At 70.6% G+C, this 21,756-nt stretch carries 22 protein-coding genes and 1 tRNA gene; 17 read left to right on the top strand and 6 right to left on the bottom strand.

The window, feature by feature from the left end:
- The first annotated feature begins 132 nt into the window (after positions 1-132).
- A tRNA-Trp gene (locus ACIP8W_RS15510) sits at positions 133-209 on the top strand.
- A gap of 60 nt (positions 210-269) precedes the next feature.
- Here ACIP8W_RS15510 and ACIP8W_RS15505 read toward each other — a convergent pair.
- Positions 270-1,166: a hypothetical protein gene (locus ACIP8W_RS15505; RefSeq protein WP_401955287.1), complete on the bottom strand. Its 897-nt coding sequence runs from the start codon at positions 1,164-1,166 to the stop codon at positions 270-272.
- A gap of 234 nt (positions 1,167-1,400) precedes the next feature.
- Here ACIP8W_RS15505 and ACIP8W_RS15500 point away from each other — a divergent pair, with 234 nt between their 5' ends.
- The 5 genes from ACIP8W_RS15500 to ACIP8W_RS15480 all read left to right on the top strand — a co-directional run bounded on the left by ACIP8W_RS15500 (position 1,401) and on the right by ACIP8W_RS15480 (position 5,705).
- Positions 1,401-1,733, top strand: coding sequence for an ArsR/SmtB family transcription factor (locus ACIP8W_RS15500; protein WP_401955285.1), 333 nt, complete (start codon positions 1,401-1,403; stop codon positions 1,731-1,733).
- Between the two features lie 715 nt (positions 1,734-2,448).
- Positions 2,449-2,814, top strand: coding sequence for a helix-turn-helix domain-containing protein (locus tag ACIP8W_RS15495; protein ID WP_401955283.1), 366 nt, complete (start codon positions 2,449-2,451; stop codon positions 2,812-2,814).
- Positions 2,815-2,897: 83 nt separating this feature from the next.
- Entirely contained in the window at positions 2,898-3,377 is a 480-nt protein-coding gene (locus tag ACIP8W_RS15490; RefSeq protein WP_401955281.1) for a hypothetical protein, read from the top strand.
- Positions 3,370-4,935, top strand: coding sequence for an MAB_1171c family putative transporter (locus ACIP8W_RS15485; RefSeq protein ID WP_402203297.1), 1,566 nt, complete (start codon positions 3,370-3,372; stop codon positions 4,933-4,935). The genes ACIP8W_RS15490 and ACIP8W_RS15485 overlap by 8 nt, the downstream gene beginning before the upstream one ends.
- A complete protein-coding gene (locus tag ACIP8W_RS15480; protein ID WP_402148979.1) occupies positions 4,932-5,705 on the top strand; it encodes an oxygenase MpaB family protein in 774 nt (257 codons plus the stop codon). Before ACIP8W_RS15485 ends, ACIP8W_RS15480 begins: the two co-directional genes overlap by 4 nt.
- A 34-nt stretch (positions 5,706-5,739) precedes the next feature.
- Here ACIP8W_RS15480 and ACIP8W_RS15475 read toward each other — a convergent pair whose 3' ends face one another.
- Positions 5,740-6,780, bottom strand: a complete 1,041-nt coding sequence (locus ACIP8W_RS15475) for an NAD(P)-dependent alcohol dehydrogenase (RefSeq protein ID WP_401955275.1) — start codon at positions 6,778-6,780, stop codon at positions 5,740-5,742.
- Positions 6,781-6,963: 183 nt separating this feature from the next.
- Here ACIP8W_RS15475 and ACIP8W_RS15470 point away from each other — a divergent pair, with 183 nt between their 5' ends.
- The 3 genes from ACIP8W_RS15470 (at position 6,964) to ACIP8W_RS15460 (ending at position 10,893) form a co-directional block, all read left to right on the top strand.
- The gene (locus ACIP8W_RS15470) at positions 6,964-7,947 is read left to right on the top strand and encodes a helix-turn-helix domain-containing protein (protein ID WP_401955273.1); all 984 of its coding nucleotides are present in this window, start codon (positions 6,964-6,966) and stop codon (positions 7,945-7,947) included.
- Between the two features lie 346 nt (positions 7,948-8,293).
- Positions 8,294-9,937, top strand: a complete 1,644-nt coding sequence (locus ACIP8W_RS15465; protein WP_402203294.1) for a carboxylesterase/lipase family protein — start codon at positions 8,294-8,296, stop codon at positions 9,935-9,937.
- Positions 9,938-10,065: 128 nt separating this feature from the next.
- The gene (locus tag ACIP8W_RS15460; protein ID WP_402148974.1) at positions 10,066-10,893 is read left to right on the top strand and encodes a lipase family protein; all 828 of its coding nucleotides are present in this window, start codon (positions 10,066-10,068) and stop codon (positions 10,891-10,893) included.
- Positions 10,894-11,103: 210 nt separating this feature from the next.
- On the opposite strand, the gene ACIP8W_RS15455 is transcribed toward ACIP8W_RS15460, so the two are convergent.
- Together ACIP8W_RS15455 and ACIP8W_RS15450 are read right to left on the bottom strand one after the other, a co-directional pair.
- On the bottom strand, positions 11,104-11,643 hold the full coding sequence (locus ACIP8W_RS15455; protein ID WP_401955268.1) for a GNAT family N-acetyltransferase: 540 nt from the start codon (positions 11,641-11,643) through the stop codon (positions 11,104-11,106).
- Positions 11,640-12,449 (bottom strand): hypothetical protein, encoded by an 810-nt coding sequence (locus ACIP8W_RS15450; protein ID WP_401955266.1) that lies wholly within the window; start codon positions 12,447-12,449, stop codon positions 11,640-11,642. Before ACIP8W_RS15450 ends, ACIP8W_RS15455 begins: the two co-directional genes overlap by 4 nt.
- 116 nt (positions 12,450-12,565) lie before the next feature.
- On the opposite strand from ACIP8W_RS15450, the gene ACIP8W_RS15445 reads away from it, so the two are divergent.
- The 7 genes from ACIP8W_RS15445 to ACIP8W_RS15415 all read left to right on the top strand — a co-directional run bounded on the left by ACIP8W_RS15445 (position 12,566) and on the right by ACIP8W_RS15415 (position 20,077).
- Positions 12,566-12,910 (top strand): hypothetical protein, encoded by a 345-nt coding sequence (locus ACIP8W_RS15445; RefSeq protein WP_401955264.1) that lies wholly within the window; start codon positions 12,566-12,568, stop codon positions 12,908-12,910.
- A gap of 104 nt (positions 12,911-13,014) precedes the next feature.
- A complete protein-coding gene (locus tag ACIP8W_RS15440) occupies positions 13,015-13,557 on the top strand; it encodes a hypothetical protein (protein WP_402203291.1) in 543 nt (180 codons plus the stop codon).
- Positions 13,558-13,777: 220 nt separating this feature from the next.
- Entirely contained in the window at positions 13,778-15,085 is a 1,308-nt protein-coding gene (locus ACIP8W_RS15435; protein WP_402203289.1) for an alanine racemase, read from the top strand.
- A gap of 114 nt (positions 15,086-15,199) precedes the next feature.
- The gene (locus ACIP8W_RS15430) at positions 15,200-16,621 is read left to right on the top strand and encodes a diaminobutyrate--2-oxoglutarate transaminase family protein (RefSeq protein ID WP_402203287.1); all 1,422 of its coding nucleotides are present in this window, start codon (positions 15,200-15,202) and stop codon (positions 16,619-16,621) included.
- Complete coding sequence (locus tag ACIP8W_RS15425) at positions 16,618-18,423, top strand: pyridoxal phosphate-dependent decarboxylase family protein (protein WP_402203285.1); 1,806 nt, start codon at positions 16,618-16,620, stop codon at positions 18,421-18,423. Before ACIP8W_RS15430 ends, ACIP8W_RS15425 begins: the two co-directional genes overlap by 4 nt.
- Entirely contained in the window at positions 18,420-18,611 is a 192-nt protein-coding gene (locus ACIP8W_RS15420; RefSeq protein ID WP_401955254.1) for a hypothetical protein, read from the top strand. The genes ACIP8W_RS15425 and ACIP8W_RS15420 overlap by 4 nt, the downstream gene beginning before the upstream one ends.
- Complete coding sequence (locus ACIP8W_RS15415; protein ID WP_402203283.1) at positions 18,608-20,077, top strand: lysine N(6)-hydroxylase/L-ornithine N(5)-oxygenase family protein; 1,470 nt, start codon at positions 18,608-18,610, stop codon at positions 20,075-20,077. Before ACIP8W_RS15420 ends, ACIP8W_RS15415 begins: the two co-directional genes overlap by 4 nt.
- Positions 20,078-20,160: 83 nt before the next feature.
- On the opposite strand, the gene ACIP8W_RS15410 is transcribed toward ACIP8W_RS15415, so the two are convergent.
- Positions 20,161-20,883 carry a formylglycine-generating enzyme family protein gene (locus ACIP8W_RS15410; protein ID WP_402203281.1) on the bottom strand — a complete coding sequence of 241 codons (723 nt, stop codon included), beginning with the start codon at positions 20,881-20,883 and terminating at the stop codon, positions 20,161-20,163.
- Positions 20,884-20,968: 85 nt separating this feature from the next.
- Between ACIP8W_RS15410 and ACIP8W_RS15405 the strand changes: the two genes are divergently transcribed.
- A complete protein-coding gene (locus ACIP8W_RS15405) occupies positions 20,969-21,175 on the top strand; it encodes a hypothetical protein (protein WP_401955248.1) in 207 nt (68 codons plus the stop codon).
- Positions 21,176-21,190: 15 nt separating this feature from the next.
- Here ACIP8W_RS15405 and ACIP8W_RS15400 read toward each other — a convergent pair whose 3' ends face one another.
- Positions 21,191-21,751: a GNAT family N-acetyltransferase gene (locus ACIP8W_RS15400; RefSeq protein WP_401955246.1), complete on the bottom strand. Its 561-nt coding sequence runs from the start codon at positions 21,749-21,751 to the stop codon at positions 21,191-21,193.
- Positions 21,752-21,756 lie beyond the last annotated feature (5 nt).

Genomic DNA, 21,756 nt, shown 5'->3' with positions numbered 1-21,756 from the left:
CGGTCGTTCCCGCTGGGAAAAACACGTGGTACGTCATGACTGGCCGTCCCCCACCGATCCACCGTGCCGCACCCGCACGTCGTGAAACCCGTGGCGATCTCGCTGTTGACCATGCGAGAGTGTCATCAGCGAAGGGGCGTAGCTCAGATGGCCAGAGCGCCGGTCTCCAAAACCGGATGCCGCAGGTTCGATTCCTGCCGCCCCTGCCAGGTCTGGCCGGATCAGCTCCGTGGGCTCAAGCCCGCGCCCCCCGGATCAGCCGACGCGGATCAGCGCGCGCAGGACTTGGGGTCCAGGTTCTCCTGCCACTTGTCCTCGCGGCCGTCGGGCTGGCCGTTGGGAAGGAGCTTGTCGGCGGTGCCGTCGATGTAGTAGCCGTACGAGTAGACCTTCTTCCACCGGGCGCCCCGGTCGCGCCAGGTGTCGCGCGTGTTCCAGTTCTTGCCCTGCTTGAGGTTGTTCGGGTCGGTGCTCTTGTTCCAGTAGTACGTACGGACGTTGAAGACCGGGTTGACCCGGACCACGCGCTGGTAGGGCTGCCACGACGTGGAGACCTGGGTGCACGGCGGGATCGTCTTCTGGCTGCGGCGCTCGAAGGACGAGGTCTTCTGCCAGCCCCACTCGTAGCTGAAGTTGCCGCCCGCGCTGCCGGTGAAGATGGACTTGGCGAGGGAGAAGTCGAGCGAGCCGCCGACGCTCTTCCTCGCGGACGTGGTCGTGCTGTAGTTGCTGACGAAGGTCTCCTGGTCGTCCCGCGTACCCCGGTTGCCGATCCAGACGGAGGTGCGGACCATGGTGCCCTTGGTGGACCAGGTCGAGGACTGCGGGTAGGTGCAGGTTCCGGAGAAGTACTCCCAGCCCCCGCCCTGGTTGTAGCCGAGGCGATTGGCGTCCGCGAGATATTGGTTGGCGTCCCGGAACTGGCCGGTGTCAACGTTGAGGGAGCCATAGACCAGGCCCTGGCCGTCCGGCTTCTGGCTGCACAGCTTGTCCATCCAGGCATCGGTGTTCCCTGCGTCGACGCCACGGACGTTCGACGCGCCGGACGGACCGTCGCCGTCCGCCTGGGCGGTACCGGCACCGACCGCCAGGCCGGTCACGGCGAGGCCGGTGGAGGCCGCGACCAACGCGCTCTTCTTGAGGATGGACTTGACTTCGAGGCTCACAGAAACGGTTCTCCTGCGTTGTGCGCCGACGCGCGAGGCTGCCAGCGGTGAGAAACGGGGGGCAGACAGGTTCAGTGAATGCGGCGGACGCGCGTACTGCGTGTCCGGTGCATGATCAAATAGATCACTGAAACCTCAAGGATGGCTACAGGTTGGGCAAAAAAAGTTGCCCATATCGAGATATCGTGTTATGTCAGTGTCTTCGGCGCGAGAATCCGGCGAGAGGTGCGGCTTGTGGACACGACTGCGGGATCAAGTCCGGACGACCTGATCGAGATGTTCAAGGCTCTCGGCAACCCGGCCCGTCTGCAGATCATGCAGTGGCTGAAGGATCCCGCCGCGCACTTCGACACGTACGAGCCGAGCGCGGACCGCCGGTCGGTCGGTGTGTGTGTCGCACACATCCAGGCCAAATCGGGGCTCGCCCAGTCGACCGTCTCCAGTTACATGAGCACGCTCGAACGGGCGGGACTCGTACACGCCACCCGCGTGGGCAAGTGGACCCACTACCGGCGCGACGATGAGCGGCTGACACAGCTGGCGCGAGCGATCGGCGCGAACCTCTGAAGCCGCAGGTCATCGACAGACTACCACAATGCAGCCACCCTGTCCCTCCCTATGCGTTCCACCGCCTCCGGATCCAGCCCGCGGCGCACATAACGGCCGTTGCCTTCCGTGTGTACGGGCCCCGGTCGCGCAGTGTGCGCAGGTGTCGGGAGGCATGGGGGCGGTGGAACGCATCGGCGCGGGTGCGGCCGCGGGAGCCCCCTCGTACGAGGTGACGTGTTGTCGCGTACGACGGGGCCGAGGCCGGAGTCCGCCGCCGGGGCCCGGGTTACCGCGCGCGACGCCCCGGGACGCACTCCGGGCGGGGCCGGGGAAGAGGGCCCGGGTGGCGGCCCGAGCGCCGCGGTGCCGGACCCTGTTGCCCACCCCCGTGAGGCAGCAGCGCCCGGCGCCCGCGGAACCTGGCGCGGGCCGCGGAAGCCCTTGAGATGCGTGCGCCAGGGTTGCTGATCCTGCTCCTCGATCGGAGAGAAAGTCAACTATCGTTGATAGTTGACTGGATAATTGCCGGGAGATGCGGACCTTATGCCCTTATTTGCCCGCCGAATTCGCAACGATCGTGCATATCGGGGGGTCGGCGGGATCCCGCCGGGCTCCGAAGAGTTCTATGATCCGGGCCATGGCCACCGATTCTCCACACTCAGAAGCGTCGGCTCCTCGCCCCGAAGGAGGGGGCGCTTCGGGCTCCCCCGACTTCTCGGCCCGCTTCCGCCGTGTGATCTCGGTGATATACCCGAAGGACCAGGGCCGGCCCTGGCGCGACTCCGAGATCGCCGAGGGGACCGGTCTGAGCGGTACCTATATCGGGAACCTCCGCAAGGGCACCCAGAAGCCCAGCCTGGAGAACGCGGTGAAGATCGCCAAGTTCTTCGGCATCCCGCTGGACTACTTCAGCGACTCCGCCACCGCCCAGGCCGTGGAACGGGACCTGCGGAAGATCGAGGCGCTCCGGGACGCCAAGGTGGAGCGCATCGCGATGCGCGCGGCGGGTCTGCCGCCCGAGATGCAGGACGCCGCGCTCACCGTGGTGGAACAATTGCGCAGGGCGGTAGGACTGCCCGACGGCAGCCCCGAGGAGTGACCGCCCACCAGTGTGTGCCCTTGGGGCGCTGGCGGACGGCTGATGGGGATGACGTGCGAGGTGTGGGACGTACCCGCAGACGTATGCGGGGGATGGTCCGGGAGCTGGACCTGCCACGGATGGACTCCGTGGAGGAGTTGTGCGAGGTCGTCGCGGACCGGACCGGGCGTACCGTCCGGTTAGTGCCGCGGCGGATGCGGGTGGGCGAGCCGTCCGGCTTCGTCGAACGCCGCGCGGACGCCGACGTCATCCACTTCGAGCAGGAGACCTCCGGTCTGCACCGGGCCCACATCATCTGCCACGAGCTGGCCCACCTCCTCTGCGGGCATCTGGGCGAACCCCCCTCCGCGGAGGAAGAGAAGACGGCCCAGGTCGAACTGCCCACCATCGACCCCGATATGCTCCGGCTGGTCCTCGGCCGCTCCCACTACGACGGCGCGGCGGAGGAGGAGGCCGAGATCCTGGGCGCCGAGCTGATGCGCGCGCTGGTGCTGGCGCCGGGCGCCGGGACAACATCCCAGCTGGCGCCCGCGCTGGAACACCGTAAAGGGCAGAATGTCTGAGATAGCCGGACCGGTGTCGGCGCTCGCCCCGATACCGGTGCCCTCCCTGATATCCCCGCTACCCCTGATATCCCCAGTACCCCCGATACGGCTGTCCGCCGCGTCCGCGATATCCGAGACACCGTTCGTATCCGAGACACCGCTCATATCCGCTGCGGCGCCGCTCATATCCGAGACACCGTTCAACGTCATCTACCTCACCATCGGTACGGTCGCCTGGATCGCCGCCGCGCTGAAGATCCGCGCGTGGCTCCGGGACCCGTCCCCCGGGCTGCTCGTCGTGGCCCTGACGGTCGCCGCGCCCGCGACCGCGTTCGTGGTGGCGGCGCCGGTGCTGTACCGGCTGATCGACCGCGCCGCCCACCGGGGCAATCTGGCGACGCTGCTGGTCTATCTGGGGATCACCGGATTCTCGGCCGGTGCCGTGGCGCTGGCGCGGATCTGGACCCCGTCCGGGGAACGCTCCGAGGCGCGCATCGGGGACCGGGCGACGGCAGAGATCTGGCGGCAGGTGCGCCATCGCCTCTGGACGTTCGCGGCGCTGGTCACCGCGATGGTCGTCCTGTTCCTGACCGGCGGGGCCCACAGCCCGGAGACCCCCACCACCTTCGACACCACCTTCGCGACGGTCCCCCGGATCGCCGCGTTCCTCGTCATCTATCAGGCCGTGTTCGGCTTCGCCCTGGTCGACATCGGCCGCGTCTGCCTCGGGCACGCCTCCCGGCTGCCGGCCGGAAGGCTGCGGCAGGGCATCCGGCTGATCGCCATCGGCGGGTTCGTAGCCTGCGGATATGTGGTGTGCAAGCTCATCGCCATCGCGGCGGCGGGCAGCGGTGTCGGCGGTGCGGAGTGGCTGAGCACCGCCCTCGCCCCCGCCTTCGCCGCGCTCGGCGCCGTACTCATCACCGCGGGCTTCGCCGGACCGGCCGTCGCCGCCTGGACCCGCCGACGCCGTGACTACCAGGCGCTGCGCCCGCTGTGGGACCTGGTGTACGGGGCGGACCGGCGCCTGGCGCTGGAGGAACCGCCGTCGCCCTGGAACGAGCGGCTGGCCTTCCGCGATCTGGAGTGGCGCACCGCCAGACGCGGTCTGGAGATCCGCGACGGTCAGCTGACCCTGCGCCCCTGGGTCGATCCGGCGGTCGTGCCCGCCGCCGCGCTGGCCGCCGACCGGGCCGGGCTCGACGCCTCGGACCGGGCCGCGCTGACCGTGGCCGTCGCGCTGCGGTCCGCCGTCGAGGAGCTCCGCGCCGGCGCCCCGCCCCGGGCGCGCGAGGACCAGGCCCCGCTGCCCGGCCTGGACACCGAACCGGCCGAGGAACGGGAGCATCTGGTACGGATCGCCCGGCGGCTGTACGCGCCCCTGACCGACGAGACGCTGGCGGGCGGCGGCGCGGCGGGTTCCACAAGCCCCACGGGTTCCACCGGCGGGGCCGACGCGGGGCCGGTCGACTCCACGGGCGGGACCGGCGCCACCGGCGGGGCCGACGCGGGGCCGGTCGACTCCACGGGCGGGACCGGCGCCACCGGCGGGGCCGACGCGGGGCCGGTCGTATGACCGCCGTCACGGGCAGCCCGTATCGTGCCTACGCACGGCTCGTCCTGGAGACGATGCCCGAGGAGTCCCGGGTCGGGCTCACCCTGGGTTTTGTGCGTACCTTCGGCATCCCCGCCATCGCCGACGTACTCGGCGCCACCGGCCGGATGACCGACATGCCGCACGCGCGGGCCAAGGCGACCGGGGCCGCGATGTTCGCCCTGATCGGCAAGGGGCTCGACAGTGACGAGGGGCGGCGGATCGTCGCCATGCTGCGCGCGGTCCACGACCGGCCCGGCATCACGCCCGAGCTGATGCACTACGTCCTGGCCTGCTTCACCGTGTGCCCGCTGAGGTTCATCGACGCCCACGGCCACCGGGCGGTCACCGCCGAGGAGCGGGAGGCGGCGTACGTCTTCCACCTGGGCCTCGCGGACGCGCTCGGGATGCCCGAGCCGCCGGGCCCCGGCGGGCGGCTGGCCGGGGTGGAGAGCTGGATGCGCGCGTACGAGGACGGCCACTTCGCCCCCAGCGAGGCCGGGCGCGCCCTGTGGGCGTCGACCAGCGCCGCCCTGCTGGCGTCCAGGCTGCCCGCCCCGCTGGCCGGGCTCGCCCCGGCGGTGGGAGCTTCGCTGCTGGACCAGCCGTTACGTACCGCACTGGGGGTACGCAGACCACCGGCCCCGGTCCGGCTGCTGGTCAGGGGCGCGCTGCGGATCCGGGCGGGGGTGGTGCGTACGGCTGCCCGCCGTGCAGCCGTACGCACCGAGTCACCAAAAGCCGCTGAATAAAGCGATCAGATGGTGACTGTCAGAGGGGTGACGCTCAGATGGTGGCGTTGTCGATCACGAAACGGTAGCGGACATCGCTGGCCAGGATCCGCTCATACGCCTCGTTTATCCTGCTCGCCTCGATCAGCTCGATCTCGGAGCCGATGCCGTGCGCGGCGCAGAAGTCCAGCATCTCCTGGGTCTCCGCGATGCCGCCGATCAGCGAGCCCGCGAGGGTCTTGTTGCCGCCGATGACGGAGAACAGGTTGAGGTAGACGGGCTCCTCGGGGGCGCCGACGTTCACCAGGGTGCCGTTCGTGCGCAGGAGGGACAGGTACGCGTCGAGGTTCAGCGGCGCGGAGACCGTGGAGAGGATGAGGTCGAAGGTGCCGGCCAGCTCCTCGAAGGTCTTCGGGTCGCTGGTCGCGTAGTAGTGGTCGGCGCCCAGCTTCAGGCCGTCGTCCTTCTTGCTCAGCGACTGGCTGAGCACGGTCACCTCGGCGCCGAGCGCGTGCGCGATCTTGACCGCCATGTGACCGAGTCCGCCCAGACCGATGATGGCGACCTTCTTGCCGGGGCCTGCGTTCCAGCGCTTGAGCGGCGAGTACGTCGTGATGCCCGCGCAGAGCAGCGGGGCCGCGACGTCGAGGGCGAGGCCGTCGGGGATGCGGACGGTGTAGTTCTCGTCGACGACGACCTCTGCGGCGTAACCGCCGTAGGTGGGCTTGCCGTCACGGCCGACACCGTTGTACGTGGCGATGTTGCCCTTGACGCAGTGCTGCTCGAAACCGGCCTTGCAGTTGTCGCACTCGCGGCAGGAGTCGACCATGCAACCGACACCCACGCGGTCGCCGACCGCGAACTTGGTGACACCGGGACCGACCTCGGTCACCAGACCGGCGATCTCGTGGCCGGGGACCATGGGGAAGATGCCCTCGCCCCAGCCGTTGTTGACCTGGTGGATGTCCGAGTGGCAGATTCCGGCGAACTGGATGTCGATCAGGACGTCGAACTCGCCGACCTGGCGGCGCTCGATCGTGGTGCGCTCCAGCGGAGCCTTGGCACTGGGAGCGGCGTACGCGGCGACAGTGGTCATGTCTGGGGGGTCTCCCTGAGAGGTATGTGCAGGCCCGGGACAGGGTCGTCCGGGCACGCTGACATCCTGCCGGGTCAACCTGGGTTTACCCAGGTCACCGCTTTGCGTACGTCCAGTGGTCCTACTACTGGTGGGGTCAGGATCAGGGACGTATGCCCCTTGGAACGAGGAATACTGGACGACATGGACGATCGCGCCACCCCTCACCCCCCTCGCGGCGACCTCTCCCGGGCCGATCTCTCCCGTGCCGGTCGCTCCCCTGGAAAGCTCTCCGCCGACCTCTCCCGGGCGGACTTCTCCCGGGCCACGGCCGAGCCGCTCGACCGCCGGGCCGAGCTGGCCGAGTTCCTGCGGACGCGGCGCGCCCGGCTCAAGCCCGCCGATGTGGGCCTGCCCGACTACGGCCGCCACCGGCGCGTGCCCGGCCTGCGCCGGGAGGAGCTGGCCCAGCTCGCCGGGGTGTCCGTGGCGTACTACACCCGCCTCGAACAGGGCAACGGGCGCAACGTGTCGACGGAGGTGCTCGACGCGATCTCCCGCGCCCTGCGGCTCACGGGCGCGGAACACGCCCATCTCACCCACCTCGCCGCCCCCGGACGCCACAAGAAGAAGCAGACCTCGGCCCGCCCCCAGCAGGTACGGCCGGGGCTCCGCCGGCTCCTGGACGCCATGGAGGGCGTACCCGCCTATGTCAGCGGCCGGCGCTCCGAGATCCTCGCCTGGAACCGGATGGCCACCGCCGTTTTCGGCGACTGGGGCGAGCTGCCGCCCCGGGAGCGCAACTGGTCGAGGCTGGTGTTCCTGTCGCCCGCCTACCGCGACCTCTTCGTGGAGTGGGACATCAAGGCGTCCGACATGGTCAGCTATCTGCGGCTGTACGCGGGCATGCACCCGGACGACCCCGAGCTGTCGGCGCTCGTCGGTGAACTCTCCGTCAAGAGCGACGAGTTCAGACGACTGTGGGCCACCCACGACGTACGCGAGAAGGGCCACGGCACCAAGCTGCTGTGCCACCCGCAGGTCGGTGAGCTGACTCTCTCGTACGAGATGATGACACTGCCCGACGACCCCGAGCAGTCCCTGATCGTCTACCACGCCGAGCCGGGCTCACCCTCCGAGCAGGCGCTGCGCCTGCTGGCCGCCGGGAGTGTGACGGACCCCGCCTGAACGAGTCCGGTCCTGAGCGAGTCCGCGCCTGAACGAGTCCTGTCCTGAACGAGTCCGCGCCTGAACGAGTCCGGTCCTGAGCGAGGCCGGTCCTGAGCGAGGCCGCGCCTGAACGAGTCCGGTCCTGAGCGAGTCCGCGGCCTGTTCGCCCGACCGGCCCCGGGCCACCGGTCCGGCCCCCGGGCGTACGGTCCGGCCCCGAGCCACCGGTCCGGCTTCCGGGCGTACGGTCCGGCTTCCGGGCGTACGGTCCGGCTTCCGGGCGTACGGTCCGGACAGGTGGCGTACGGGCGCCGACCGGCCCTGTCACGGCGGTGGCCCGGCGGGGCGGTCGGATGCTGGGCGTATGAGACGCATCGCGGCCGTGCTCGCCGCCGGAGTCCTGTTGATGACGAGTGGCTGCGGCAGCGGCCCCAGCGACCTTGCGGCGACCGCGAAAGACACGCCCGCGCCACTGACCGCCCCGCTGACCGTGACGACCACCAGCGGGACGCTGCGCGGCACGGCATCCGGCTCGGTACGGAAGTTCCTCGGCGTACGGTACGCGCAGCCGCCCACCGGTGACGGGCGCTGGAGCCCTCCCCGACCGCTCCCCGCCCCCGCGCACAGCACCCGGGGCGCGACGCCGGTGGACGCGACCAAGCCGGGCGCGCGCTGTCCGCAGACCGCCGGCGCGCCGACGCACCTCCCGGGCTCCACCGACGAAGACTGCCTCTTCGTCAACGTCACCACACCCCGCGACCTGCGGCCCGGGGAGCGGCTGCCGGTGCTGGTCTGGTGGCACGGCGGCGGTTTAACCAGCGGCTCCGGCAACGACTACGGTCCCGAGCGCATCGTCACCAGGGGCCGGGTCGTCGTGGTCACCGTCAACTACCGTCTGGGCGCCTTCGGTTACCTCGGGCTTCCCGGGCTGAAGGGCTCCGGTTCCTTCGGCTTCGCCGACCAGATCGCGGCGGCGCGCTGGGCCAAGGAGAACGCGCGCGCCTTCGGCGGCGACCCCGGCAACCTCACCGTCTTCGGCGAGTCCGCCGGCGGCATGTCGGCCTGCGCGCTCCTGACCTCGCCCGAGGCACGGGGCCTGATGGACAAGGTCGTCATCATGTCCGGGTCGTGCCTGGTGACCTGGCCCGCCGGAACCCTGTACCCCAAATCTCCCGCACAGGACCCGTACATTCCGCTGGCCCAGGTCCGTACCCTCGGTGCGAAAGCGGCGCAACGGCTCGGCTGCCGGGGCGCGGACACCCTGTCCTGCATGCGGCGGAAGCCGGTCGCCGAGCTGCTGAAACTCGATGTGAACGTCGCCAACAGGATCGCCTACGGCGCGTCCCCGCTCCCCGCCGACCCGGCACAGTCGCTGCGTACGGGCGGCTTCGCCCGGATCCCGGTGCTGGCCGGAGGGACACGCGACGAGGCCCGTAGCTTCGTGGCGGCGCTGCTCCACGAGGACCCGCGCGCGGTCACCGCCGCGAACTACCCGGGGCTGATCCGGACCTCGTTCGGCTCCCACGCGCCCGCCGTCGCCGCCCGCTACCCGCTGAAGGACTACCCGTCGCCCGGGGTCGCCTGGGCCACCGTGGTCACCGACGCCACCTGGGCCTGCCCCACCCTCACCGCCCAGCGCGCCCTGGCCGCGCACACCCGGGTGTACGGATACGAGTTCGCCGACCCCCACGCGCCCAACGTCCTCGGGGTGACGGTGCCCAGTGTGCCCCTGGGCGCCGGGCACGCCGGCGACCTGCCGTACCTCTTCGACCTCGGCGGACGGAATCTGCTGACGACCCCGGAGCAACGGACGCTCGCCACGCGGATGATCGACTACCTGACCACCTTCGCCCGAAACGGCCGCCCCACCGCCCCGAACAGTCCGGACGCGCCGAGAGCGACCCCGTCCTCGTCCACCGCGCTACGCCTGGCACCAGGACGCCTCGGCCCGGTCAACCTCTCCGAGGAACACCACTGCCCGTTCTGGGAGCGCGTCGGCCGTCGCTGACGTACCCGGTGGGCAGGAAGGGGTTTTACACCCGTACGGGTGGTCTCGGGCGCCGATGGTTCTTTATCGTTCGCGCGCGGCGCTAGGTTGCCGGGCGACCTGTCCGCCGCTCTCCCCCAAGGACACTGATGGCCCTCCCCGCCCTGGACCACTCGGCGACCCGCTACTCCCTTCCGCACGCCTACTGGATGGCACGGGCCGCCGGACTGGCCTCGCTGGACCGGGACGGCATCGAGGCCGCGGCCTCCGCATGGGGCTTCGGGACGGTGCGGCATTTCGAGTCGACGCACCAGATGCCGTTCCCGATCGAGGACACCCAGGCGTACGTCATGGCCAGCGACCGCATGATCATCACCGGCTTCCGGGGCACCGAGGTCCTGAAGATCTACGACTGGCTCACCGACGTCAACACCCCGCCCGTTCCCGGACCGGCGAACAAGGGCTTCGTCCACTACGGCTTTCACCGGGCCCTCCAGTCCGTCTATCCCCAGATCCGCGACACCATCCAGGAGCTGCGCACCGACACGCAGAGCATCTGGTTCACCGGCCACAGCCTCGGCGGAGCCCTCGCGATGCTGGCCGGGACCCGCCTGTACTTCGAGGAGCCCCGGCTGCTGCCCGACGGCATCTACACCTTCGGCCAGCCCCGCACCTGCGAACGTCTGCTCGCCGGAGCGCACAACACGGCCTTCAAGAACCGCTGCTACCGCTTCGTCAACAACAACGACATCGTTCCCCAGCTCCCGCCCGAGCCGGTCTACACACACGTCAACGCGATGCGCTACTTCGACAGCGACGGCAGGCTCCACGACACCATGCCGCTGATGGCAGGGCTGAAAGACCGGATCAAGGGAGTAAGCGCCGACCTGTTCGCCCCGGAAACCGACGCCATCAAGGACCACCACCTGCCGAACTACCTGGCCGCGCTCGAAAAGAACCTGCCCCGGACCGACTGAACAGCCCTGGCCACCGCCTCGGCGAGCAAGGTCGTACGGCCGCCGAGGCCGATGGTGTGCTCCCGGGTGGTGGGCGGCCTCCCCGCGCGGGAACACCGAGGCGGTGGTGGGACTGCCCTTGCCGTTACGATCCGGCACGGGGCGCCCACTCCTCGCGGAGGATCCCGTACGTGCCGATCAACCGGATACACGATCAGGCTCCATCACCCGTCAAGGTCGGATGGCGCGCAGCATGGCGGTGAGGACCGGCCCGTCGGGAGAGGGCTGCTGCTCACCGATCGATGCGTAGCCCCAGGACTCGTAGAGCGCTTTCACTTTCCCGTCCCCCGCCAGGGGATTCACTAGAAGGGAAGCTTGGTTCTCGGGCCGGTGCGTGAGGAGTTCGTCGTGCCCACGCCGGGCAATACCTGTGCCACGCCAGGGCTGGAGAAGCATTCCTTCCTTGAGAGCAACGGTCGGGGTGTCGGTATGTTCCGCTGCCACAGGAACCGTCATGCGTTGCCACCATCGGTCATCGGCCTGAAGTGTGTTCGCATACACATACCCCACGGGTTGGGAGCCTGCATAGGCGATGACCGCTTCCCACCCGGGTTCGGATGCGTGCCGGGCCAGCCGCTCGCCGTAGCGTTCCACTGAGTAGTGCGGCAGATGGAGAACGTCGGCGCGCACTGCCGCATGGATTTCAATAAGTGTGTCCCACATGGTTTCCACACTGATGACTCGGCGCCATTCGATGTTGTTGTCGGTCATGTGTTACTCCTTCCGAGGCTATGCGTGTACTGGTCCCAGGTACGGGTGAGCGAGCTGGATGGTGTGGTTTTGCTGAGCTCGATTCCAAAAACACCGACCATTTGAGTAACCCGTGGGTGACGTGTGAAGACGTCGGCGGGGATGGACATCGCCGTGGCGACGGCGGGTTCCAGATCTCCCTGACCGAGCTGGGCCTGAGCAAGCCGGGCCGTGGTGATGGCCCGGGTGCGGTGCATGTACGGCCTGAGCAGGGCCAGGCTTCGATGGGCATGGGCTTCGGCCTGGCCGAAATCGCCCAGGCTGAGGTTCGCGGCAAGAGCCAGGCTCTCCAGTTCCGCCTGGTCGTAGAACGCGGTCAGCCACACCGGTCGGCGTTCCTTCGGATCCGCGCGATCGAGTGCTTCTTGAGCGTGGGTCAGTATGCGCTGGACGGCGACGGCGTTGCCGGTGAGCCCGTGGATGGCCGCGTGACGGGCGTGTCCGAGGGAAGCGAAGAGCGGGTCGCGGCGGGCGATGGGCAGATTACGGGCCACATCGTTGGCTGCGAGGGCGTCGGCAGGACGGTGCCGATGGCCGATCGGCCTGTGCTGTTCTGCGTGTTCGCTGCCATTGCCGCGCTCGGGGTCGTCTCTGCCTCCGTACGCGTACGGCGCATGTGGCGCGCGCATCGGCGTCGCACGTTGCCCGGGTGGACACGGTTCCTCGGGGGGCTTCTCGCTCTGTACGGCCTGTACGTCGTTTACGGGGTGGTCGACATCGTCGTCCGGTGATCGCTGGGTTTGCCACGAGGCGCCCAGCTCGCGCACGGGGCCGCCACAGCCCCCGCTCCCAGCCTCGCGGGCAATGTCACGACCGGATCGCCCCCGAGGCGCGTACGTCCCGGCAGAGCCGGAACGCCGTCCGTACTCTCGTGCTTGTCCTTGTGCCAGCGGGGGTGGACGACCGGGGGTTCCCGTCGTTGGAGACCCGTGACGGGGCCGCCCCTGCTGCCCCGGTGTCGCCCTCGGCCTCGGCCACCGTGGACGCGGACGCGGTGCTGTTCGAACGGCTCGCCTCGTTGGTGCCAACGGGGGCCGCCCCGGCTTCGCTGTCCGTCACCGTACTCGACCGGTATGACCGGGGACTGCGGAAAGCTCTGGGGCTCACCCGGTCCGCCGCCGATCAGCTGATCCCGCTTCGCCGTGGTGTCGAAGGGCAACGTCAGCACGGCAGCGGGAATCACCCTCGTGGAGCGGCGACGAAGGCGCGTGACGGCGATGTGACGTAGTGACTGCGGTGACTGCGGTGACGGTGATATCCGTCGACCTCCCTTGGTCTTTCCACAGGAAGCTATTAGGTTAGGCTCGCCTAAGCTGCCTGTTGGGGGGAATCATGCCGAACCCGTCTGCCGCCGTCGTCCACCAGCCGCGCGTCGCGCACTTCGACGGCGCCGCCGTCCTCGCCGATTCCGGGCGGTGGGCTCGGGCGTACGAACGCGTCCACGCCGCCGACCTCGGGCTGATCGACCACGGCGATCCGCCCATAACCGAGCGGCTGCCGCGGCACGCGACCCGGCCCGGGTTCGGGCTCGCCGGGGCGCTGGGCGGTGCGGGCGAGGTGGCCGGTTTCCTGTACCGGTACGCGCTGCCCGAGGACTCCCTGTGGTGGGAGGGGCTGACACCCGACCCGGGGCCCGAGTTCACCCGCGAGCACCCCGGTCGTACCGTCGGGATCTGCGAGATCCTCGTCGCCGCCGAGTGGCGCCGGTCACGGATCGCCCACACGCTGTTCGGCGCGTTCGTGGCCGGGCGGGCGGAGGAGCGGGCCGCCGGGCTGGTCGCCGCCGACAACGCGCCGATGCTGGCCGGCACGCGAAGTACGGCTTCGAAGCCGTCGGGCGGGTGGAGCCGTATCCCGGCCGGCGGGCCCATGTGATGATCGTCCGCTCCCTCCGGAGCTAGGCTCCCTCCCGTAGTACCAGGGCTTGTTGCGGCCTCGTCCGTGGAGGTGATCCATGCCCGCGGAAGGCCCCTTGGGGGCCGTGGGCGGCCGTCGACGGCCGGAATTGAACAGGCGTGTCAAATCTCCTGTGGTGCAAGCTGTTTGGCATGCGCCCTATCCGTACCACCCCCCTCACCCCTAGGTAGTGCCAGCCGTGTCCGTCCAGTTCCCGCCCTCAGCGGCGCCCCGTTCCGCCTATCCGGTGGACGTCCTGCCCGCCCCGATCCGCAGCCGGCTGCTGGAACTGGCCGCCGGGGGCGACCCGGTGTCCGCGTACGTGTACGACGGCGAGGTCGCCGCCGCCCGCGCCCGTGAGCTGCGGGCCGCGCTCCCGGCGTGGGCGGCGGTGTACTACGCGGTCAAGGCCAACTCGTACCCCGGCATCGTCGAGGCGCTCGCCCCGCACGTCGACGGCTTCGAGGTCGCCTCCGTCGCGGAGCTGGAACTCGCCCTGTACGCCGGGCAGTGCGGCGGCCATCCCCCGGCCTCGCGCGGCTCAGGTCCTGGTCCCGTTCCTGACTCCGGTCCCGTTTCCGCCCCCGGTCCTGTTCCCGTCGTCGCGGCCGGGCCCGCCAAGTCCGTACCCGTACTGACTGCCCTGGTACGCGCGGGAGTTGAGGCCATCAACGTCGAGAGCGCCCTCGAACTCCACCGCATCAGCCGCATCGCCGTCGCGGAAGGCGTCACCGCGCGCGTCGCGCTCCGGGTGAACCCCGCCGCCATCCCCATCGGCGGCTCCCTGCTGATGGGCGGCGGCGCCTCGCAGTTCGGGGTCGCCGAGCCCGACGTACCGGAGGTGCTGCGGGTGGCGCGGACGCTGCCGGGGCTCGATCTCGTCGGCTTCCACATCCACGCCGCCTCCGGCAACCTCGACGCCACCGCCCACGCCGCCTATCTGCGCTGGTGCGTGGAGTGGAGCCGCCGTACCGCCGAGGAGAACGGCGTCGAGCTGCGCCATGTGGACATCGGCGGAGGCATCGGCGTCGCCTTCGAGGGGGAGACGCCCTTCGACGTCGTACGGTTCGGGGAGCTGGCGGCGGAGATCGAACCACCCGTGGGGGTGAAGGTCGTCCTCGAACCGGGGCGGTTCGTCGTCGCGGACTGCGGCTGGTACGCGGCCGAGGTCACGGACGTCAAGACGTCGTACGGCAAGGTGTACGCGGTGCTGCGCGGCGGCATCAACCACTTCCAGCTGCCCACCTCCTGGGACATCGTCCACAACGTGGCCGTCCTCCCGGTCGAGGAGTGGGACGAGAGCTGTCCGCGCCCGGCGGCCGAGAACACCCGGGTCACCGTCGTCGGCGAGCTGTGCACCCCCGAGGACACCCTCCTGCGGGACGTCCACATCGACCGGGTGCGCGCCGGTGACCTCGTCGTCTTCCCCTACGCGGGTTCCTACGGCTGGGAGTTCGCCGTGCACTCCTTCCTCGGGCACCCCGTCGCCGAGCGCCATCTTCTTTGAGACCTCCGAGACCTCCGAGACCTCCGAGACTGCTAAGACCTCTGAGGCCCCTGAGGCCCCTGAGACCTCTGAATCTTTCGAACCTTTCCCCTTCTCATCCCCCGGAGCCATGTCATGACCGTGCCCCCCATCACCCTGCCCACGAGCGGGAAGCCGTCCGCGTCCACGTCCACGTCCGCATCCGCGTCCGCGTCCGCATCCGCATCCATCCTGCGGCGGCAGCGGGACCGCGAGTCCTCGGCACGTACGTACGCCCGTTCGTTCCCGATCGTCCCCGTCCGCGCCAAGGGCATGATGATCGAGGGCACGGACGGCCGCCGCTATCTCGACTGCCTCTCGGGCGCGGGTACGCTCGCGCTCGGCCACAACCACCCCGTCGTCATGGAGGCCATCCGGCGCACGATGGAGAGCGGTGCGCCGCTGCACGTACTCGACCTGGCGACCCCGGAGAAGGACGACTTCACCGACGCGCTCTTCGAGACGCTCCCCAAGGACTTCGCCGACCGCGCCAGGGTCCACTTCTGCGGGCCCGCCGGTACGGACGCGGTCGAGGCGGCGCTGAAGCTGATGCAGACGGCGACCGGGCGGCGCGGGGTGCTCGCGTTCACCGGGGCGTACCACGGCATGACCGCGGGCGCGCTGGGCGCGACCGGCAGTGTCGCGGTCAAGGAGCAGGTGGCGGGGGGTGCGGCGGAGGTGACCAGGCTGCCGTATCCGTACGCGTACCGCTGCCCGTTCGGGGTCGGCGGCGAGCGGGGGGCCGAGCTGTCCGCCACGTACACCGAGCGGCTGCTCGACGATCCGTCGGGCGGGGTCGTCCGGCCCGCCGCGATGATCCTCGAAGCCGTGCAGGGCGAGGGCGGCGCCGTGCCCGCGCCGGACGGCTGGCTGCGCGAGATGCGGCGGATCACGGCGGAGCGCGGGATTCCGCTGATCGTCGACGAGGTCCAGACGGGCGTCGGGCGCACCGGGGCGTTCTGGGCGGTCGAGCACAGCGGGATCAGGCCGGACGCCATCGTCATGTCGAAGGCGATCGGCGGGAGCCTGCCGCTGGCGGTGATCGTGTACGACCAGGATTACGACGGCTGGCTGCCCGGCGCCCACACGGGCACGTTCCGCGGCAACACACTGGCGATGGCGACGGGCGCGGCGACCCTGCGGTACGTGACGCAGGAGGGCCTGGTCGAGCGCGCGGCCACCGTGGGCGCGCGGATGAAGGCGCGGCTGGAGGGGGCGCGCGCCGAGCTGCCGGTGATCGGTGATGTCCGGGGACGCGGGCTGATGATCGGCGTCGAACTGATCGACCCCGAGGGGCCCGTGGACTCCTGCGGCGCCCACCCGTACGCCCCCGAACTCGCGGGCCGGGTACGCGCGGCCTGCCTCGACCGGGGGCTGATCGTCGAGCTGGGCGGGCGCTTCGACGCCACGCTCCGGCTCCTCCCGCCGCTGACGATCTCGGACGAGCAGGCGGAGGCGGTCCTCGACCGGCTCATGGACGCGATCACCGAGGTTTCGGGGCCGGGGCGGACGTCGTGAGCGGCGGTACGGACAGGGACATGGACGTACGGGTACGGGTGCCCCGGCAGACCCGGTCGTCATCGTCCGGGGACGTGAACCGGGACGAGGACGGTGGCCGCGAGGGGGACGCCCGCGGCAGTGGTGGTGGCCGGGACGGGGACGGTGGCCGCGAGGGGGACGCCCGCGGCAGTGGTGGTGGCCGCGAGGGTCTCGGGGCCGCCGCGCTCTCCAGTGGGGCCCGTGGCGCGGAGGCCCTGGAACCGCTGATCTCCACGGTGCTGGACGCGCTCGCAAAAGGCGCCAAGACCCGGGGCGGCCCGATCGCCCCCGGCCACCCGGAGGCTGTCGCGGCGGCGGTCGGGGAAGTGTTCGGGGAGGTGTTCGGCGCCGCCGGTGGGGCTACCGGTACGGCCGTGCTCGACCGGCTCACCGAACTGCTCGCCCACGGCTCCGCCGACCCCGCCGACCCCGCGTGCGCCGCGCATCTGCACTGCCCACCGCTGGCCGTCGCCGTCGCCGCCGACCTCGCCGTCTCCGCGCTCAACCCCTCCCAGGACTCCTGGGACCAGGCGCCCGCCGCGACCGCGCTGGAGACTCTGCTGCTCCAGGAACTGGCGCGGCTCGTCGGATACGACGGACAGCGCGCCGCCGGGGTGCTGACCTCGGGCGGGACGGAATCCAACCTGATGGGGCTGATGCTGGCCAGGGACCGGGTGCTGGGCGCGGCGACCGGGGAACAGGTCGAGCTGACGGGCGTCACCGGGCGGGCCGCCCGGCCGCGGATCCTCACCTCGGCCGCCGCGCACTTCTCCGTACAGCGGGCCGCCGCGCTGCTCGGGCTCGGTGAGGAGGCGGTGCTCTCCGTACCGGTCGATCGTCAACTCCGTATGGATACGGACGCGTTGGCGTCCATGCTGGACGCCTGTGTGGAGCGCGGGGAGCTGCCGGTGGCCGTCGTCGCCACGGCGGGGACCACCGACACCGGGGCCGTCGACCCACTGCGGGCGTGTGCGGCGCTCGCCGCCGAGTACGGCGCCTGGCTGCATGTCGACGCGGCGTACGGCGGCGGCGCGCTGCTCTCCGACCGGCTCGCGCCGCTGCTGGACGGGCTGGAGCTGGCCGACTCGCTCTCGCTCGACTGGCACAAACTGGGCTGGCAGCCCGCCGCCGCCGGGATCTTCCTGGTCAGGGAGGCCGAGACGTACGCCTCGCTCGCCCGCCGGGCGGTGTATCTGAACCCGACGGACGACGAGGAGGCCGGTTATCCGAGCCTGCTCGGGCTCTCGCTGCGGACGACCCGGCGCGCCGACGCCTTCAAGATCGCGGTGACACTGCGGACGCTCGGCCGGGAGGGGCTGGGCCGGCTCGTCGACGCCTGCCACGAGCTGGCGCTGTCGGGCGCGCGTACGGTACGGACGCACCCGCGCCTGGAGCTGCACGCCGAACCGGTGCTGACCGTCTTCCTGTTCCGCTATCTGCCGGTGGACGCGGACGAGGAACGCGGCGCGGAGGGGAAACACGGCGTGGAGGGGAAACACGGCGCGGCTGGGAAACACGGCGCGGACGGGGAGCGCAGCGACCGGATCAACGCGGCGCTGCGGCGCAGGCTCCTGCGCGAGGGGCGCGCCGTCGTCGGCCGTACGGAGCTGCCGGGCGAGGGCCCCGGGCGCGTACGGCTGAAGCTCACCCTGCTCAACCCGCACACCACGGCGGAGGAGGTGGAACGCCTGCTGCTCGCGGTGGTGGCGGCGGGCCGCGCGGAGGAGGAAGAGGAAGAGGAGGCGGCGGCTGAGATGTCCGAAGGTGTGGTTCTCGCGTGAGCGCTTCGGAGGGCACCGCTGCCGTCGTCGTGGAGCCCCTCGGGGGCGCCTCGCCGGAGGCGTCCGACCCGCTCGACCACGCCGACCCGCTGCGCGCCGGGGAAGCCGCCGTACAGCTGATCGGCGACGTCCACACCCGGTCCGTCCACAGCGACCTTCCCAACCCCTTCGCGGAGGCCCAGCGATGACGACAAGCGGCAGCAGTGTGAACAGTGGCAGCAGCGACCCCGGCGGCGACGTCGGTTCCGGTTCCGGTTCCGGTTCCGACGGTACGTACGACCTGATCGGTGTCGGTATCGGCCCGTTCAACCTCTCCCTTGCCGCCCTGTCCGACGGCGCCCCCGGGCTGCGCGCCCTCTTCCTCGACGCGAAGCCCGCCTTCTCCTGGCATCCGGGGCTGCTGATGGAGGGGACGACGCTCCAAGTCCCTTTCCTGGCCGACCTGGTGACGATGGTGGACCCGACGAGCCCGTGGTCGTACCTCAACTATCTGCGCGAGCACGACCGGATGTTCCCCTTCTTCTTCTCCGAGCGCTTCCACATACCGCGCCGCGAGTACGACCACTACTGCCGCTGGGTTGCCGACTCCCTGCCCGCCTGCCGCTTCGACGCGCGTGTCACGGAGGTGGTGTGGGACGGGACCGCCGAGGCGTTCGCCGTCACCCACCGCACGGCGGACGGCGCGGTGTCACGGGTCCGGGCCCGGCAACTGGTGCTCGGTGTCGGTACGAACCCGGTGGTGCCCGAGCCGCTGCGCCCGCTGCTCAGCGCCGAGACCGGCGCCCCCGGCGAGGCCCGGGTGCTGCACAGCGCCGACTACCGTACCCACCGCGCCCGCCTCGCCGGGCTCGACGATGTGACCGTCGTCGGCGCGGGCCAGTCCGGCGCCGAGGTCGCCCTCGACCTGCTGCGCCACCAGGACGGCGACGGCACGGGCGGCCCCTACGTCCGCTGGCTGGCGCGTACCGCCGCGTTCGCGCCGATGGAGTACTCCAAGATCGGCCTGGAGCACTTCACCCCCGATCACATCCGTTACTTCCGCGCCCTGCCCGAGGAGCACCGAGAGCAACTCGTGCGCGAACAATGGCAGTTGTACAAGGGTGTCAGCGCGGAGACCCTCGGCGAGATCCACGACGAGCTGTATGAGCGGACCATCGGCGGCACCGCACCGCGCGCCGCCCTCCACCCGGGCGTGGCCATCGAGGAGGCGCGCGCCGAGGGCGACGGCTATGTCCTGGTCTGCCGCCACACCCAACAGGACCGCACCTTCGCGTTCCGTACGTCGGCGATCGTCGCCGCCACCGGCTACACGGCGAGCCGCCCCGACTTCCTGGAGGCCCTGGCCGAACTGGTCGACTGGGACGACCGGGGCCGCTACCGCATCGACGGCGACTACCGGGTCGCCCTCGACGCCCGTGTCTCCGGCGCGCTGTACGTCCAGAACGCCGAGCTGCACACGCACGGCGTCGGCGCCCCCGATCTGACCCTGGGCGCGTGGCGCGCCGCGACGATCCTGAACGCCGTGGCCGGACGTACGGTCCTGCGGGTCCCGGAACGCGCTGCCTGGACGACGTTCGGTGTGCCGGGAACCCCTCCGGACACGCGGTCCGGAGCACCTCGGGACACGAGGTCCGGGCCGGTCGTGCGGCCATGAAGGGGCGGAGCCCCGGGCAGGCCAAGCGCGTCCTGATCTCGGTGATCGGGCCACGTCTGGTGGGGAGTTGACGGCTCGGAGCGTCAGGACACGGTTCGGGCGAGCCGGAAGCCCAAGTCGTCGATGGCGAAGGTGGGATGGCTGCGGCGACGTACGGAGGCGCCGCAGCCGCGCGCAGACTCGGCCCAGCCGCCGCCGCGGAAGATCCGGTAGGAGCCGTACGCCTCCTCGTCGTAGAGATCCCAGCACCACTCCCAGACGTTGCCCAGCATGTCGTGGAGTCCCCACGGGTTGGGTGCCTTGCCGCCGACCTCGTGGGCCCGGCCACCGGAGTTGTCGGCGTACCAGGCGATGTCGCCGATCTCCCCGTACCGGTATCCGCCGGTCCCGGCCTTGCAGGCGTACTGCCACTCGGCCTCGGTGGGCAGGCGGTAGCCGGTGGAGGCCCGGTCGCAGGTGACCTCGCCGCTCTCCGGATCGTACGTATACGCCTGCTCCAGACCGGAGTTGACCGACAGGCGGTTGCACACCCCGATCGCGTCGAGCCAGCTCACATTGGTCACCGGGAAGGCCCCGCCCGCCGAAGGCCGAGGGCCCGTAGGGTCCGCCTCCACCACGGTACGGTGCAGGTCCACCGTCACGGGATACCTGCCCAGCAGGAACGGCGCGATCTCGGCCCGCCACCGCGTACCCCGCCGGTCGTCGCGGAGGTCCACCACTCCGCCGGGCAGACACACCATCGAGTCGACCGCCGGATCATCGATACCTGAACGCACGCGCTGGGCCTCTCTGTTGATCCGATCCATGGGGGCAAAGGTACGTGCTGCCGCACGTATTCGCGTTGTGGGGCTCAGGGACACCGCCATAAGGTCCAGCGGATGGACCATCCGTATGGTCACGGCCAAGCCTGACGAACGCAGGGCGTTCTGGGAGACTTACGGCTCCTTGGACCAGTCCGAAGCCGCAGTCTGGCGCTCGAAGATCTACGAAGCCCGGCACCTCGGCGCCATCCGCCTTGAGCGTCACCGACTCGGCAATCCGGACGGCGTCCGTGACAGCTACGACACGTTCGCGGGCATCCTGGCCGTCGTGGTCTGAAGTCTGGCCTGCCGGTCAGCGGCTATCGCCCAGTGCCGCCCGGACGGTGGACGGGCCGGTGAAGTCCTTGGCGAGGGCGTCCATGACGACCTCGTCGCAGACCTGGCCGAGCCAGTACCCGGCCTCGCGCATCGCCCCGACTGTGCGGAAGCCGGCCTTCTCGTAGGCGCGGATACCGGCGGTGTTCGGGGCGAGGACCTTGAGCCAGACCATCCGCAGGTTGGTGATGTGGAAGGCGTAGTCGAGGGTGAGCCGGGTCGCTGCGGTTCCCAGTCCGTGGCCGCGGGCCTCACGGGCGAGCATGATCACGTACTCGGCGGTCCGTACGGAGTGGTCCGGCAGGAGCGTGGCGACGCCGGCGGGCGTTGGGGTGTCGGTGCTCAGGTCGTAGATGGTGAAGCGGATGTTCTCGCCACGGAGCTGGTGGGTCATGCCCTCGGTGCGGGCTTCGAGGGACTCGGGGCTCTGGCGGCCGTAGCCGACGAGGAGTGCGGGGTCCTGCTCCCAGCGCCAGTACGTTTCGACCAGGTCGGCGCGGTAGGGGCCGAGAGCACATGTATCGGTGCTGAGCCACAAGGTCG

The organism is Streptomyces sp. NPDC088554, from assembly GCF_044752945.1.
Classification (GTDB): domain Bacteria; phylum Actinomycetota; class Actinomycetes; order Streptomycetales; family Streptomycetaceae; genus Streptomyces.
The sequence above is the reverse complement of the archived record's forward strand: the minus strand, read 5'-3'. Positions and strand labels throughout refer to the sequence as shown.

Coding starts and splice junctions, on each gene's coding strand:
- ACIP8W_RS15490 (WP_401955281.1), top strand. CDS start 2,898: ATGCGGGGGATGGTCCGGGAGCTGGACCTGCCACGGATGGACTCCGTG.
- ACIP8W_RS15485 (WP_402203297.1), top strand. CDS start 3,370: ATGTCTGAGATAGCCGGACCGGTGTCGGCGCTCGCCCCGATACCGGTG.
- ACIP8W_RS15480 (WP_402148979.1), top strand. CDS start 4,932: ATGACCGCCGTCACGGGCAGCCCGTATCGTGCCTACGCACGGCTCGTC.
- ACIP8W_RS15475 (WP_401955275.1), bottom strand. CDS start 6,780: ATGACCACTGTCGCCGCGTACGCCGCTCCCAGTGCCAAGGCTCCGCTG.
- ACIP8W_RS15470 (WP_401955273.1), top strand. CDS start 6,964: ATGGACGATCGCGCCACCCCTCACCCCCCTCGCGGCGACCTCTCCCGG.
- ACIP8W_RS15465 (WP_402203294.1), top strand. CDS start 8,294: ATGAGACGCATCGCGGCCGTGCTCGCCGCCGGAGTCCTGTTGATGACG.
- ACIP8W_RS15460 (WP_402148974.1), top strand. CDS start 10,066: ATGGCCCTCCCCGCCCTGGACCACTCGGCGACCCGCTACTCCCTTCCG.
- ACIP8W_RS15455 (WP_401955268.1), bottom strand. CDS start 11,643: ATGACCGACAACAACATCGAATGGCGCCGAGTCATCAGTGTGGAAACC.
- ACIP8W_RS15440 (WP_402203291.1), top strand. CDS start 13,015: ATGCCGAACCCGTCTGCCGCCGTCGTCCACCAGCCGCGCGTCGCGCAC.
- ACIP8W_RS15430 (WP_402203287.1), top strand. CDS start 15,200: ATGACCGTGCCCCCCATCACCCTGCCCACGAGCGGGAAGCCGTCCGCG.
- ACIP8W_RS15415 (WP_402203283.1), top strand. CDS start 18,608: ATGACGACAAGCGGCAGCAGTGTGAACAGTGGCAGCAGCGACCCCGGC.
- ACIP8W_RS15410 (WP_402203281.1), bottom strand. CDS start 20,883: ATGGATCGGATCAACAGAGAGGCCCAGCGCGTGCGTTCAGGTATCGAT.
- ACIP8W_RS15405 (WP_401955248.1), top strand. CDS start 20,969: ATGGTCACGGCCAAGCCTGACGAACGCAGGGCGTTCTGGGAGACTTAC.